The following is a 15,207-nucleotide window of genomic DNA, read 5'->3' on the forward strand; positions in this document are numbered from 1 at the left end:
ACAAGCGTAACCGGCCACTCTGCTATCAGCCTTTAGCGGGCTTCAAAATAAAACGGCTGCCGCTGGCGCTCTCTGGTGCCAATTTCATGCATGGTTTCAGCATCAAACAAGCGACCATTGACCATGGTATAGACTACCTGATCGGTTACCCGGATATCACTTAGTGGATCGCCGTTAATCACAATCAGATCGGCCAGTTTACCGACTTCAATACTGCCCAGCTGATGATCCATACCAAAGGTTTTGGCCGGATTGAGCGTGGCAGTGCGCAGTGCTTCCAGCGGTGACATACCGCCCTGGGCAAACATCCAGATCTCCCAATGCGCACCCAAACCTTCACGCTGGCCATGAGCACCAATATTGGCGACTACGCCGACATCTTTTAATTCGTTGGCGGTTTTTACTACATTAAAATGATTATAGTGATGCTCAGGCGCAGTTGGCCGGCGCATACTGCGTGGTGCCAGCTGGTCCATCGGTACATAGCGGCTTAAGCGTGGGTGCTTCCAGACTTCAGTTTTATCGTACCAGTAGTTTTCGCCCCAGATACCACCGTAAGCCACGTTCAGCGTTGGGGTATAGGCGGTCCCACTGGCTTGCCACAGCTGCTTGATATCGTCATACACTTTGGCTGCCGGTAAGGCATGTTCAATAGTGGTATGACCATCAACAATCATGGTCAGGTTGTGCTGCATCAGTGAACCACCTTCCGGCACCACCATCATATTCAGCTCGCGTGCGGCCTGAATGACTTGCTGGCGCTGGTTACGGCGCGGTTGGTTATAACTTTTCACACTAAAAGCGCCGACTTTTTGTAACCGGGTCAGGTGAAATTTTGCATCATCCAGACTGTCAATATGCGAGGTGTAACCGGCTCCTTCGGCACCGTAAAGAATGGTACCGGTAGAAAAAATCCGTGGTCCGGCGATCTGGCCGCTGCGTTGCAGCTCGCTGGCGCTGAAGATCTCACGGGTATCGTTAGACGGATCGTGAATACTGGTGACACCAAAGGTTAACGAAGCATAGTTTTGCCAGTTTTGTTGCGGAGTGATTTGTTGTACGCCCTGACTGCCATGTGCATGGGCGTCAAACAGACCTGGCATCAAAGTTTTACCGCTGATATCAAAGATCTTAGCCTCTTTTGGGATAGCAACTTCAGCCCGGCTGCCCACCGCAGTGATCTTATTGTCAGTAACCAGTACCACTGCGTCCTGTAACACCTGGTCGCCCTGCATGGTAATGACCTGGCCACCGACAAAGGCTACGGTACCACGTGGGATATCGGCCGCGACACTAAAGCTAAGATTGGTTACCTGCGGCTCCGGATTCGCTTTGGCGTCAACCGCGAATAGTCCGCTGATTTGTTGCTGATAAAGCTCCGGGCCAAGGCTCCAATACAGGCTGCTGCTGTCACCCGCCCAGCTGATATATTCACCGGCGCGCACCGAGAGTTGTTTTACCGGAAATTGCTTGTCGTTGGCGCCAATTTCAATCGGCCGGCCGCGCTCGACAAAGGGTGTGACAAATACCTTAAAGCGATCAGCAAAAGCCAGATATTTACCATCCGGCGACAGTTTAAACTCAGTACCAAATTTGGCACTGTAAAGCGCCTGTTGCGTATGTTTGGTCAGATCGATACTAATCAGCCGGGGCGCACTGCCAAAATCCATGGCATAGACTTTGTCATTACTGGCACCAAACATTGGGGCGCGGCCGTTACGGGCGATCAATTCAGCTTCACCGCCGCGGCTACTGATTTTATACAGACCGGTATTGAGCGACCATTGTTTCGGCAGTAAGCTGCCAGCGCCGATTTTACGGTATACCACGGTGCGGCCATCCGGGCTAAAGGTCGGTTCGATATACTTACCAGGTTCGCTGGTCAGTTTAGTGACGCGGTTATTGCGTAAATTCAGAATATTCACCGCTCCCTGATTCTGGTCGTTCCAGCTCACATAAACCAACTCGCGGCCATCACGTGAAAACTGCGGATAGAATTCAAAATCGGTGGTTTGTCGCGTCAACCGCCGTGGCCGCGGATTCCCTAAGTCAGTGATATATAAATGGCCAAAAGCAGTGAAGACCGCTTGCTTACCATCCGGTGACACCTGGACAAAGCGCAGCATTTTGGCGTCTACCTGGTTCTGATCCAGATCCTGCTGTACCCGCAGTGCGGTTTGGATCTGTTTACTGCTATTGACACTAAAGGGGATGGTGGAGACGGTTTTATCTTTTAACTGCAGCTTTTTAATTTCGCCACCGGCCCAGAACACTAAATGCTGATTATCCGGCGTCCAGCTGAGGGTAGGGTAGACACCATGAATAGCCCAGGTTTCCTGCATATCACGATCGAGGCCATCGTAGAGTTTAATCTGTTCGCCACTCGTCAAATCATAAAGAAACAGTGTGCTTTGAAAATCGACGCGACGGATATAAGCCAAATATTTGCCATCCGGTGAGGGTGTGGGGCGGATAGCACCACCGGCACCACCTAACAACACGTCAATATTACCGGTCGCGCGTTCAAACCGCTTAATAGTGTAGATGCCGCTTTCTGAATCCTGGCTGTAGTGAAAGGTTTTGCCGGGGGTATCGTCTTGCGAGAAATAAATATATTTGCCATCCGGTGAAAATGCCGGTTCGCCCAGATCTTTCTGGTCATTCGGTCGTTCAGTCAGCATCACGCCGCTGCCACCGCTGATATGATATTGCCAAACCTCACCGGCGCCTAAAGAGCGGCTGGCGGTAAAATGTTTACGTGCCACAATAAACTGGCCGTCGGGGTTCCAGGCCGGGCTATTCAGTAGGCGGAAGGTTTCTTTAGTTACCGCACGTGGCTCAGAGCCGTCGGCATTCATAATCCAGATATTGTCACCACCATCGCGATCTGACGTAAACGCAATGTATTTCCCATCCGGACTAAATACCGGCTGCATATTCCAGGCAATATCATTGGTCAGGGCTTTGGCCTCGCCGCCGGCCACCGGCATGGTATAAATATCCCCCAGCAAGTCAAACACGATAGTCTTGCCATCCGGACTCACATTAACGTTCATCCAGCTACCCTGTTGCACCTGAATATCGACGGTTTTAAATTCACCTTGCGGCGCATTAACCTGCCACGCAGGACTGTCCGTTTCGGCGTGCAACATCAGGCTGGTGAGTGCCAGAGCGAGCAGGCTGGGTTTAAATTTATGCATTGCAGATCCTTAGTATTGTTCTGATTGGATATTAGGATATCTAAACAGAGTGACACAAAGGGGCAGAGATGTTAAGCCGCTGCAGCAGAGGATGCGGTAGAAGTGGGAAAGCGACAGACAAAATAAAAACGGCACCTCAGGTGCCGTTTAGTGTAACTGGTTTAGAGCCTTAATCAGGCTTAGCCGCCTGCGCGCGCTTGCAGTGATTCGATTACCGGAGAGCTGCCAAAACCATTGCTTTGTGCCCATTCGATATCACCAGAGCCTGCCACCGTACTGCTTGGTAACTGCTTGATGATAAAGTCTGCAGTATCGTTAGCGCCGCTCTTAATCGCAAAACGGACCAGGGTTAAACCATCGCAGTTGATACCGCCGTAGACGTTACTTAAACGTAAACGGTTATCAGACAAGGTTTTCCGCAGGGCGTTACGGTTATCGGCAGCCACATAAGCACAAATTGACTGCGCCAGCTGATCGTTGGCGGCAACAGGAGCACTGACAAAAGCTGTGGTAGCGATGGCAGTGGCAAGTGTTAAGAATCTGAATTTCATATAAAACTCCGAGGTTGTACCTTTACGATCAGGTGTAATTATAGGTCTAAAATACACCGAAAGACAGCACAGCACCCCGGTTGAGGGAACATATCAGACCAACGTCTGATTATGGCAGCCCGGCTATCATAGGTTTCCCGTTAGATCCGCAGCTTTGCGTGACCATCCTTTCGAATGTCGTGCCTTTCGATGGCGCGCATTCTAAGGAATGGCTAAATTATATGCAAGTTAAAAATCACGGTAATCACGATAAATAAACCAGAATACCAGCCAAAATTCATTTTAGCTGGTGATCCGATTCAGAGCGGGCGGCTAGGGTATGTAAAATGGTTTCACGTTATAAACCTGCCTGTTGCAGCAAGCCGGCCATTTTCTCCAGAGCCGCCAGGCCCTGAATATCGGTTGGCTGCAGTGGCACCCGGTAGCGATTCAGTTTATTAAATTCGGTTTCAATCTGGGCCAGATGGCTTTGTTCCAGTTGCCGTCGCTGCGCCAGAAAGCTGCCATCAGCTTCAGCCGGCAAGATCCGGTTAACCACTAAACCTGCCAGTGGCAGTTTTTCCGCCAGTAAGCTTTTCACTGCGCGGCCCGTCTCCAGAATAGGCAATTTCTCCGGTGTTAAGACAAACAACAGCGCACAGCGTGTTTTATCCAGTAAAATTTCCCGGGTGCGTTGCAGTAAGCGCTGCCGCGCCAGTAGCGTTTCAGTGATCGCTTTATTACGCTCATCCATGCCGGCGGTGGCATGCTCAGCGGGGTCAATTAACGGGTTGTCGATGTCACGGCCAGCTTTCGGTGTTAAATGTCCCAGTACATCGCCGAGTTTTTCAGAGCGTTTATTGGCATTGAGCAAGCCCTGAGTCCAGGCGGCCATGGCTTCCGGTAAACTGAGTAGACGTAAGGTATGGCCGGTAGGGGCTGTATCGAAAATCACCAGATCGTAGTCGGTTAATCCCAGTTCAATGGTATTGGCGATCCGCTCCAGCATTGCCGCTTCCTGCGCACCGGGCGATTGCCGGGTGAGGCGCATTTGCCGCTCAATTTCGCTAAACATCTCTGGCCTGGTAAAGCGCTTTAACTGGGCGGTGACTTTAGCCAGATGCTGCTCAACTTCGCGATCCGGATCCAGTTCCAACGCATCTAAATTTGGTGCCAGCCGGGTGATGTTATCGCCAATCTTGTCCCGGCCAAAGGCGTCTGCCAGGCTATGAGCCGGGTCAGTTGAAACTAACAACACCTTTTTCCCACGCTGGCTGGCTAACACAGCAAGGGCGGAGGAGACTGTGGTCTTACCGACACCACCTTTACCACCAATCAGTAAGACCTTTTTATCGGTTAACAACATTTAAAATTATCCAGCGGTGAATGCTCCATGCCCATACGCAGATGCCAGTCATGGAAGCGCTCCATTAACAGAGGTTGCAATTCAAGGGTATAGTAACTGGCGGGGTTAGGTACACCCATCATTTCAGAGAAGATGAGTAACATAAAGAGGTCATCCTGCTCCCGCTGCGCGCGGGCAATTGCCGAGCGATAGGGGGCATTGTAGACCTCTTCCACATAGAAGTTGGCCTGGCGGAACCAGGCCTTCACATTATCTAACTTTAAATCGAGTTTCATGCTTTCGCAGTTTTGTTCTCTTTGATTTGTTTCGTTAGTGTTGCACCAGACTCCAGGATCACCAGAATAGCCGCAACCAGAATCACCAGGTCCAGCGTAAACAGGAACCAGTCACCTTTGTCATAGAAACTCTTCAGCTGAATCAACAAGCCAAGGGTGGTCATCGTCAGCAGGAAGATCAGCGGTGCCAGGGTGTACCACATTGGACGACCCAGCTTCACCAACATTACTGTAATCACCAGCAGTGTTAAGCCGGCTAACAGTTGGTTAGTTGTGCCGAACAGAGGCCAAATCAGCATACCACCTGAGCCATCACCACCGGCTCCGAAGGCCAGCAACAGACAGCTACCTACGGCTAGAAAAGTAGCCGGCGCGGCTTTTTGCATCCAGCTGATATTATAAATACTGCCCCATTCCTGGAAGATGTAACGCTGTAAGCGTAAACCGGTATCCATCGTAGTGCCGGCAAACAATACCACCATTACGGTGAGCAGGGTTTGCGATAATACCGCATCCAGACCGATACCATCCTGCAGAATGTTGGCGCCACCGCGGATAAAGGCACCGACACCACCCTGGCCAAAGCTGTGGTAAATGGCTTGCCAGTCAGCGAGGGTTGCGAAGCCAGCTGTTGCGGCAATAATGGCGGCCAGCGCTAATGAACCTTCACCAATAGCACCAAAGTAACCGACAAAACGCACATCCGGCTCTTTATCCAGCTGTTTAGAGGTGGTACCGCTGGAAACCAGGCCGTGGAAACCGGAGATCGCACCACAGGCAATGGTCACGAACAATAACGGCACCAAGGACGGTGTGCCCTCAGGAACTTCAGTGTTAAAGGCTGGCGCTACGATATCAGGGCTGGCAAAAATCACCGCGGCGTACAACAAGCCTAAACCGATAAACAGCTGGATACCATTGATATAGTCACGTGGTTGCAACAGTGCCCATACCGGTAATAAGGACGCGATAGCGGCATAAACAAACAACAGGATAATCCAGGTTTGACGGTCGTTCAGGCCAAACATGACTTCTGTTGGTAACGCCAGTGGGAACATCGGACCGGCATAAATCATCGCGTACAGCGCAACAACACCGATGATGGTGACCATCAGTAAGCCGATTAACTTACGATAAATCAGCTGACCGATAATCAACGCCACGACAATGGCACCCCAAACCGGCACGGTGGCACTGGGGAAGCTGATAAGTTGGTTAGCAATAACGACCGCAAACACTGCATTGACCATCAGCAGTACCAGGAAGATAACGATCATAAAGATGCTACGGGCACGTTTACCAACGATATCACCGGTCAGAGCGCCAATCGATTTGGCTTTGTTACGGCTACTGGCCCAGATGGCACCGGCGTCATGCACCCCGGCAAAGAAGATGGTACCAAATACCACCCATAAAAAGGCCGGAACCCAACCCCAGATTACGGCGATAGCAGGGCCGATAATAGGTGCGGCACCCGCTACTGACGTAAAATGGTGACCCCACAGGATATATTTATTGGTGGGTACATAGTCAACGCCATCCTGCATTTCGTGTGCTGGCGTACGGAAATTCGGATCTACCTTGAAGATTTTTTCGACGATAAATTTTGAATAGATGAAATAGCCAAGTGCCATGGCACCAAGGCCCATCAACATCAATAGAATAGCATTCATGCTACTACCTCTTAGTGGGTTTAAGACCAACTAAGCATGGTACAGCAATCGCTTAAACACCAGTATGCGACCAAAGTCGTAGGGCGTGTTGACGTTTGCTGCTTATTTTTGCAGCTGTTTGGCTGGTGTTTATACAAGGCAGAGCTTGTGATGTGTAGTTATTCTACATGAACAAGCGATAACGCAGTAGAAACGCCAGCCAAACGCTGCCCGAAGGGTTCGCACTGGCGACGCTTTGCTCTTTGTCACTCGTCACTTATTTAGAATAACTAAACTGCGCTCCTCGTTTCGCGATCAAAGCGTCGCCAGTGCGAACAAAATCCAAGCAGCAAATGTCAACACGCCCTATTTCCGGCAGCATTTTTCTGCCGGAACTTTGATCTGGCGCAATACCTAGCGTTTTTGGATCCAGTTGCCGTCGAGCAAAATATAGTGCCCGCGTGCGGTGCGCTCAATGGCTTTTTGCCCGGCCATCGCTTCAACGTCGCTGACTGCAATATTATTTTCTTTGGCCAGACGGGCATATTCAGCGCGTCTGGCATCGTTAATCAGTTTGGCAATTTGTTCTGCGTCCGCACTGGCGTTAACCACACCCAGATAGCCGTTTGGCTGTTCACCTACCAAACCCTGAGCTTTAGCGTTGGGCAGCGCATTCATCGCTTGCTGTAAGTTCATTGCCAGTACCGGTAAACTGCAAGCCAGCAGCAGGGCAGCTAACCATACCCGCACCTGTTGTAACCATTGTTTCATATTCATCGCCATCTCCTTAAAATAAGCCACTGGCATCACTGAATAATTCATCCAACTGTTTATCGACCTTGATATAGATCTCATGCTGGATCTTCACATTCAGATTAATATTAATCGGTTCGTTGGCCAGCGCGACCTCCACTTTCGGGGTACAGGCGCTTGCCAGCCCCAATAGCAGAAGAGCCAGCAGTCTTTGCTTGATCATGGTTTTGCTCCTGCAGCCTGGCGGGCTGCCTGTCGTTGTTGAATAACCTGTTGTACACGTTTAGTGATAGTATCATTGAGTTTACCAGCTAGCTGCAGGCTGGCTAACATAGCCGGGATATCCTCCTCCAGATTGATATTCAGATTAATAGCCCGACCTTGTTGCACTGCCGGATTAAACCCTTGTAATTGCAGTCCCAAAGTTAAAGTACCATCAGCCTGATAGCTCACCTCGGAATTTAACAAACTAAAATGAAAATCTTCCAGCGCATCAAATACCAGTTTCATTCCGGGATTGCTGCTCGCTGCTGCCGCAGGGTTGCGATATTGCAGTCGCCCACCTGGAGCTTCTGCACTGAGTTGGCCGGCACTGACCGACAACTGTCGTTGCGCATTAAGTTGTAATGGGATCTGACCGCTGACTTTCCCGATCGCCACCACATCGCTGGCGGGATGCTGGCGCAGCAATTCCGCCAAATCCAGCTGCTGTAACTGAATATCCAGCCGTTGTGCCGGTTGGCTCAAATCCAGCCGGGTCGGTTTAACGCTAAGCTGGCCGAGTAAAAAATCGCTTTGTAGTTGTTGTAGTTCTATCACTCCTCGCTCTGGTGTTGCCAGCGCTGTCTGGTAATTGGCAACCAATTGTAACGGCCCCAGTGTCATACCATGATTGAGCTGCTGTACGCTGAGCTGGGGGACGCTAAGGCTAAGTTGTTCCGGATTGATTGCAACAGTGCTTTGGCCACTCAGATTCGTAAACAGTGTACGATCGTAAAGCCCACTTAACTCACGCAATTGCAGCTGAGCCTCAAGCAGTTGTGGTGCGGCCGGATAATGCAGTTGGCCTGAGGCCGCCAGGCGGCCACGTTGCAGTGTCAGCAACTCAGGCCAGGCACGAAAACTGTCCTGTAATGGATTTCCGGCCAGTAAAAAAATATCCGCCAGTTGCCAGCTGGCACTAAGCTTAGTTAGGGCATCTAACTGCGCCTGATACTGCACCGTCAGTCCGGGTGTATTACTTAGCTCGCCCTGTAACTGCAAAGCCTGTAACGAGCCGCTAACGCTGCTGTGTAATTGCCAGTCGGTGGTCTGTAGCTGCGGGTGCTGTAGTTGCTGTAATTGCAAACTGGCTGTGGCAGTGATCTGCACGGGTTGGTCTGATTGCTGACTAAGTTCCAGTTTTGGCAGTTGTAATGCCAGCAGCGTGTTGAGCTGCGGTGAAGTAAGTACGCTGTTCATTGTACCCTGGTGTTGCAGCTGCCACTGTCCTGCCTGCCAGCGGCCGCGCAGGGTACTGCTCAGACTAGTGTTAGTCAGATTAATCTCTGCATCGGGCAATTGCAGAGCGGGCACTGCTGCAGTCCAGGCCGAGTCTTCCAGGATCAGGCTGATGTTCTGACCCAGCTGCAGCATCAGTTTGGCAGAGCCCTGCAGCTGCAGCGCCTGTGGCGTGACATCCAGGCTCTGCAAGGATAATTGCAGTGGTAATGATGTCGGATTGAGCTCTGCCGCTGCGGTATCGAGTTTGACACGGATCCCCGGTAACGGCTGATTCAGCTGCGCGGCTAATGTTGGCAGTTGCAGCTCAGTTAGTTCCAACGCTGCACTGGCCGCCCAGGTATTAATACTGGCATCAGCGACTTTTAGCTGTAAGTCCGCTTCGCCTTTTAGCAGTCCAAGATTCGGTATTAGTACCGGCGTCGGCGCACGCAACAGCAAGCGGAAATCTCCGGTTTGTAGCGGCAGGCCTGGTGCTGAAGTCTGCGCCGTTGCAGAAGTAGGCAGTTGCCAGTCACCCTGCACAAATAGCTGAACTGGCTCGGTAAACTGACTCAATACCTGTTCTGGCACTACCAGCTGCCAGTCGGCCAAGAAGGCTTGTACGGCGCCTGATGGTGGCGATAATGCCAGTGCTAGCTCAGTTTTGCCGTGCAGCCCGTCTAATTGTTGTTTTAAACTTAACGCGAATTGGTCTGGCAGTTGCACGCTGGCCTGTAGCTGCCTGTCCTTGCCAAGTTGTAATTGCATATCGGTGGTCAGGGTGAGCTGCTGCGCCGGACTGCTCAGAGCCAACTGTAATAACCAGTTTTCGCGGTCAGGGCTGCTCAGCTGCAGCGTCGCACCTAACTGACACTGACCCGCCGGGCAAGGTAAATCCAGTGTCATCTGCTTTATATGCAGTTGCTGCGGCAACCAGGCCGGTAACTGCCACTCGGATGCCAGCGTTGACAGACCAAGCGGCGTTGTCGCTTCGGCGGTAGTTTTGGGCGCGTCGAGTTGCAAGTCGAGCTGCTCAGCGCGGATAGCCGTCAGCTGAGGGCGAAAAAATGCCGGCCAGTGCCATTCCACCGACAGGTCATTAAACCCGGCGGTCAGCGGTTGCTTGCCATCGAGCCGGAACTGCAGCTGTTGTAGCTGGATCTGATGCAGGCTTAGCTGACGGATTTGGAAGGATAACTGACTGATGCCGGCTTGCGTTAATTGCTGTTGCAGCACAAACCAGGCAATGCCCGCCAATAATGGCAAGCCCAGTAGCAACAACAATAAACTTTTCAGTAGCCAACGCATCTCGACTCCTGTCGGCGAATTCCCTGTTAGTGTCGGCCAGCCTAACTGAATCGGCTCTGAATTAACAATAAAAAAAGCAGCCGTAGCTGCTTTTTTCAAAGGCGGAACCTATTATTGACGGGCGCTGACCGAGGCATCCCGAATCGCGCGGAACTCATTACCCTGGTACCAGTTTGGCCACTGCCGGCTGTTTGCCAGGTCATTGCCCACCCGGAAATACAGGAACAGATCCTGTTGCGCACCACGCAGATCCCAATTGTCATTCCACTCATCTTCTACCTTGTGGTAACAGCAGGCATTGTACTCAGCGCGCTGCTTGGCACCCCATTCTGCACCATGCTGATAGTGGTCGTTGCCGCCTTTGGCATACAGAATAGGCACACCTTTTTTCGATAGGCTGAAGTGATCTGAACGATAGGCAATACCGGCTTCCGGGTTCGGCTCTTTTACCGCATAGCGACCTTGTTGCTCGGTATATTTGACCAGGATCTCTTCCAGATCGGTATTACCCAGACCGACCACTACCATATCTTTCATCGGACCATAAACGTTCATCACATCCATATTGATCGCGGCGACGGTTTTCTCCAGCGGGAACACCGGATTTTCGGCATACCAGGCGGAACCCAGTAAACCACGTTCTTCGGCGGTAACCAGTACAAAGACCACTGAACGCTCAGGCTGCGGCTGCTGGGCAAAGTACTCTGCCAGCGCAATCACCGCACCGGTGCCGCTGGCGTTATCCTGGGCACCGTTAAAGACTTTGTTATTCGGATTGGAGAAGTCGACACCCAGATGGTCCCAGTGTGCCATGTAAAGCACATATTCATCCGGATACTTGCTGCCCTCGATATAGCCAACGACGTTACTGGATTCCAGTTCACGCAAGTTATTCTGGATGCTGATCGACGCTTTAACATTCAGCGGCACCGGTTTGAATTCGCCGGACAAGGCTTGTTTACGCAAGGTTTCGATGTCGCTACCGATATTGGCAAACAGTTTTTGCGCCGTTTCGGTGGTAACCCAGCCCTCAACCTTGGCGCGGTCCATATTTTTGTTTTCTTTAATTAAATCAAACTTAACCGGTGAGCCGTGTGCCACCACACCCCAGCCGTAGCTGGCGGCGTCAGTTTCGTGAATAATCAGTGCCATGGCGGCACCCTGACGCGCGGCTTCTTCAAACTTGTAAGTCCAGCGGCCGTAATAGGTCATAGCGTTGCCGTTAAACAGCTTTGGATCCTGAGTGGCAAAGCCCGGATCGTTAACAAACATCACCACGGTTTTGCCTTTTACATCCAGACCTTCATAGTCATTCCAGTTATATTCCGGAGCAACAATGCCGTAGCCAACAAACACCATCTCGCTTTCGGTTACTTCCACTGCTTCTGTTACCTGAGTGGTCCAGGCAAACATCTCATCGCGGTAAACCAGCTCAGCCGGCAGTTGCTCGCCGCCACCGCTCAGTTTCATCGCTGAAACCTGCTTCGGATCGATTTGTACCAGCGACACGGGTTGCTTGTAGCTGTCGCCATCGATAGCTTTTAAGCCAATGCGCTTAAAATTTTCTTCCAGATAAGCAACAGTCAATTCCTCGCCTTTAGTAGCCGGGGCGCGCCCCTGAAAGCGATCTTCTGACAGCGTTTTAATATACTCGGCCAGCTTAGGGTTAAACTCGGTATCGACCAATTCAGTGCTTGCCGTTGTGCTGGCAGGTGCAGGTTCTACGCTTTGTTGCGCCGGTTTACCGCAGGCCGTCAGTGCCATTGCGGCAGAGAGTGCCAGCAGCATGGCCGGTTGTTTCAGATTGTGTAACATCGGTTTTTCCTTGGTGTTGTCTGATGTTTGATAAGACTGCAGTCTGTAACTGCAGCGGAACTGTTAGTCGGCATAGCCCCAAGGCACAGGAGGCAAGCTGACCGGCTTAGTTAGATCGAAGTCGACCCTAAACTCCCGGCCTTCACGTACCAGGCGATAGCTAAATTGCTCCGGGTAAATATACATTTGCCAGGTGTTGCCGATGGATTGCGGAACACCACGCGCTGCAAATAACTCTTTTGAGTACTGATCGGCAGGGAAGGACTGCGCATTTGGCCAGCCGGCATCAACGGTATGGCCGCCATACATGGTTTGCTCATCATGTGAGCCATCCTGATTCCGGTGATCATGCTTTAACGATAAACCGGCGCCGGTTTTGGTAATAATCCAGGTTCGGGAATGGTTATCACCAACATGGAAAGGAATCTGCAATTCAGTGTCGGTACAGCGACGTACGTGCATAATCAACGCACCTTCAAAGCCCGGTGCGGCAGGATTATCTACCGCAATTTTGCCGGCAAAGGCTTTGCCGCAAAGTGCTTTGATTTTTTCGAAGAAGGCATCATGGGTGGCGATAGATACCAGTGGCGCAGGTTGTACAATTTGCGCCTGGGCAGCAAAAGTTAGCCCCAGAGAGAGTGCTAATAGGGTTTTTTTCATCTTTTTCTCCTTATAATAGCCCTGAATATACCGCGGATACGTACCGGGTTCAAACCGAACCGGAACAGAACAAGGCGAGCAGCATGCAAAACGAAATTGATGGCAAGTTTTTGCTGAATCTTTATGCAAAAATCGAAAAACATGGCGAGGTGGCTTCTACACCCCACGGCAGCGGCTTTCAACTCGACGGCATTACGATCAGTCAGGGGTTTGATGGTTATGAAGCCTATTTTTCTGATGGTCAGGTGCAGTTAACTCTGGGCTTTCATAATAAATGGCACGCGGATGCCAGCACTGAGCAACAAATGGAACGTTTTTTAGAAAAATTAAAACATATCCAGCAGTCTTACAGCTTGTAGGCGGGATGTTGAGCGGTTTTTTTCAAATTTTGCTTGACGCTATGCAAAATAAAGGGCATCTTGCCGTTTAGATGGCTAAAAGGCTGTTTGCTTTTAGAGTCAGAACAAGATAAAGTACGGCGCGTCAATCGTATTCGATAGACCAGAAGAGGCGCGCTAGCCAGGTATGTGATGTCAGAGCTCTATCGCTCGCAGCAGCACAGAGGGGGTTTAGCGCCGAGGACAAACAACAGGTAGAGGTTGTTTGTTCGGTTGCCAGGGCTGAATCCCTGGGACTGTCACCTGATGTTTTGGTGGAGAGCTTCTGGCCTTTGTTATATACAGCAACGGTCTGTTTCCATTCTCGTTTTGCTCACTAGCAAATGCCATGCTCTGCTTATCTGTTTTGTTAAGGAGAGACCCCCGTGTCCAAACTAATTATTGCCAAATTTGGTGGTACCAGCGTTGCTGACTTCGATGCAATGACGCGCTGTGCTGATATCGTGTTAGCTGATGAAAATATCCGGGTGGTAGTGGTAAGTGCCAGCTCGGGTGTGACGAACCTGCTGGTTGACATTACCAAAACCACAGAAGTACAGCAGCGTTATGATGCCTATGCCGGCATCGAGCAAATTACGCTGAACGTGCTCAATCGCTTGCAGCAGCCTCATAGTGTTGCCGCGCAAATTGAATTGTTATTAGGCGAATTAAAAGCGCTGATTGAAAATGGCGGTGCGGTATACAGCAGCGCGCATAAAGATTTAATTCAGTCCTTTGGTGAGCGTTTAAGTTCCGTGCTGTTTACACAAGTGTTGCTGGAGCGTGGTAGTGCCGCCTTGTGTTTCGATGTTCGCCGTATTATGCGCACCGACAGCCGGTTTGGTAAGGCAGAGCCCCAAATTCAACAACTGGCTGAGCTTGCGGCCATCCATCTGCAACCTCTGCTGGCAGAGCAGCGTATCGTGACTCAGGGCTTTATTGGTGCTGATGAATTTGAGCAAACCACCACCTTAGGGCGTGGCGGTTCAGACTACAGCGCGGCCTTACTGGCCGAAGCGTTACAGGCGGCGACCGTACAGATCTGGACCGATGTGGTCGGTATTTTTACTACTGATCCACGTTTAACCAGTGATGCCCGTTGTATCCGCGAAATCAGTTTCGATGAAGCGGCGGAAATGGCAACCTTCGGTGCCAAGGTCCTGCATCCGGCAACCTTGTTACCGGCGATGCGACAGAATATTGCGGTCTTTGTCGGCTCCAGCCGTGAGCCACAAGCCGGAGGAACCTGGATTGCCAAAGATGTAAAAGAGCGGCCTCCTTATCGCGCTATTGCACTGAGAAAAGCCCAAACGCTGATTACCGTAAAAAGCCCTGCCATGTTGCATGCACCGGGTTTCTTAACCCGGGTGTTCGATACCTTAAGCCGGCATCAAATTTCTGTCGATCTGGTTACAACCTCAGAAATCAGTGTCGCTCTAACTTTGGATCAGGGCGGCATGACCAGTGCATTTAGCAGCAATGTCGAACCAGCTCTGGATGAATTGCGTACCTTCTGCGAAGTGTCAGTGGAAGAGGGGTTGAGTCTGGTGGCAGTGATTGGTAATCATTTGCACAGCAGTAAAGGCGTTTCCGGTGAGCTGTTCAGTACGCTGGAGCGCATTAATATGCGCTTAATTTGCCACGGGGCGTCAAAACATAACCTGTGCTTCCTGGTGCAGGATAGTGACGGTCCGGCAGTGGTAAAACAACTGCATCAGTGTTTGTTTGCTGCCTGAAGCAGACAGTGAAAACAAAGCCCCACTTGTTCGCCTGTCTCTTATACACAAAT

General features: G+C 51.0%; 12 protein-coding genes and 2 riboswitches. Of the genes, 2 read left to right on the forward strand and 10 right to left on the reverse strand.

Going from position 1 to position 15,207, the window contains the following annotated elements:
• Positions 1-32: 32 nt before the first annotated feature.
• The 10 genes from AAY72_RS14900 to AAY72_RS14945 form a co-directional block, all read right to left on the reverse strand.
• On the reverse strand, positions 33-3,200 hold the full coding sequence (locus AAY72_RS14900) for an amidohydrolase family protein (RefSeq protein ID WP_057788580.1): 3,168 nt from the start codon (positions 3,198-3,200) through the stop codon (positions 33-35).
• 179 nt (positions 3,201-3,379) lie between these two features.
• The gene (locus AAY72_RS14905) at positions 3,380-3,751 is read right to left on the reverse strand and encodes a DUF3718 domain-containing protein (protein WP_057788582.1); all 372 of its coding nucleotides are present in this window, start codon (positions 3,749-3,751) and stop codon (positions 3,380-3,382) included.
• 110 nt (positions 3,752-3,861) lie between these two features.
• Positions 3,862-3,945: riboswitch (cyclic di-GMP riboswitch) on the reverse strand.
• A gap of 143 nt (positions 3,946-4,088) precedes the next feature.
• On the reverse strand, positions 4,089-5,096 hold the full coding sequence (locus AAY72_RS14910) for an ArsA family ATPase (RefSeq protein ID WP_057788584.1): 1,008 nt from the start codon (positions 5,094-5,096) through the stop codon (positions 4,089-4,091).
• The gene (locus AAY72_RS14915; RefSeq protein WP_008983394.1) at positions 5,087-5,371 is read right to left on the reverse strand and encodes a cory-CC-star protein; all 285 of its coding nucleotides are present in this window, start codon (positions 5,369-5,371) and stop codon (positions 5,087-5,089) included. The genes AAY72_RS14910 and AAY72_RS14915 overlap by 10 nt, the downstream gene beginning before the upstream one ends.
• Positions 5,368-7,044 carry a carbon starvation protein A gene (locus AAY72_RS14920; protein WP_057788587.1) on the reverse strand — a complete coding sequence of 559 codons (1,677 nt, stop codon included), beginning with the start codon at positions 7,042-7,044 and terminating at the stop codon, positions 5,368-5,370. The genes AAY72_RS14915 and AAY72_RS14920 overlap by 4 nt, the downstream gene beginning before the upstream one ends.
• A gap of 393 nt (positions 7,045-7,437) precedes the next feature.
• Positions 7,438-7,800: a YdbL family protein gene (locus AAY72_RS14925; protein WP_008983396.1), complete on the reverse strand. Its 363-nt coding sequence runs from the start codon at positions 7,798-7,800 to the stop codon at positions 7,438-7,440.
• A 10-nt stretch (positions 7,801-7,810) separates the two neighbouring features.
• Positions 7,811-7,999, reverse strand: coding sequence for a YnbE family lipoprotein (locus AAY72_RS14930; RefSeq protein ID WP_008983397.1), 189 nt, complete (start codon positions 7,997-7,999; stop codon positions 7,811-7,813).
• On the reverse strand, positions 7,996-10,566 hold the full coding sequence (locus AAY72_RS14935) for a YdbH domain-containing protein (RefSeq protein WP_057788589.1): 2,571 nt from the start codon (positions 10,564-10,566) through the stop codon (positions 7,996-7,998). The genes AAY72_RS14930 and AAY72_RS14935 overlap by 4 nt, the downstream gene beginning before the upstream one ends.
• Positions 10,567-10,677: 111 nt before the next feature.
• Complete coding sequence (locus AAY72_RS14940) at positions 10,678-12,381, reverse strand: M28 family metallopeptidase (RefSeq protein ID WP_057788591.1); 1,704 nt, start codon at positions 12,379-12,381, stop codon at positions 10,678-10,680.
• Positions 12,382-12,444: 63 nt separating this feature from the next.
• On the reverse strand, positions 12,445-13,041 hold the full coding sequence (locus tag AAY72_RS14945) for a hypothetical protein (protein WP_008983400.1): 597 nt from the start codon (positions 13,039-13,041) through the stop codon (positions 12,445-12,447).
• 83 nt (positions 13,042-13,124) lie between these two features.
• Here AAY72_RS14945 and AAY72_RS14950 point away from each other — a divergent pair, with 83 nt between their 5' ends.
• Together AAY72_RS14950 and lysC are read left to right on the forward strand one after the other, a co-directional pair.
• Positions 13,125-13,400 (forward strand): DUF3081 family protein, encoded by a 276-nt coding sequence (locus tag AAY72_RS14950; RefSeq protein ID WP_008983401.1) that lies wholly within the window; start codon positions 13,125-13,127, stop codon positions 13,398-13,400.
• Between the two features lie 138 nt (positions 13,401-13,538).
• A riboswitch (Lysine riboswitch) is annotated at positions 13,539-13,712 on the forward strand.
• 92 nt (positions 13,713-13,804) lie between these two features.
• Complete coding sequence (gene lysC, locus AAY72_RS14955) at positions 13,805-15,154, forward strand: lysine-sensitive aspartokinase 3 (RefSeq protein ID WP_057788594.1); 1,350 nt, start codon at positions 13,805-13,807, stop codon at positions 15,152-15,154.
• Positions 15,155-15,207: the final 53 nt, after the last annotated feature.

Origin of the sequence: Alishewanella sp. WH16-1, assembly GCF_001441695.1 — a bacterium.
In the GTDB taxonomy this organism is placed as follows: Bacteria; Pseudomonadota; Gammaproteobacteria; order Enterobacterales; family Alteromonadaceae; genus Alishewanella; species Alishewanella agri.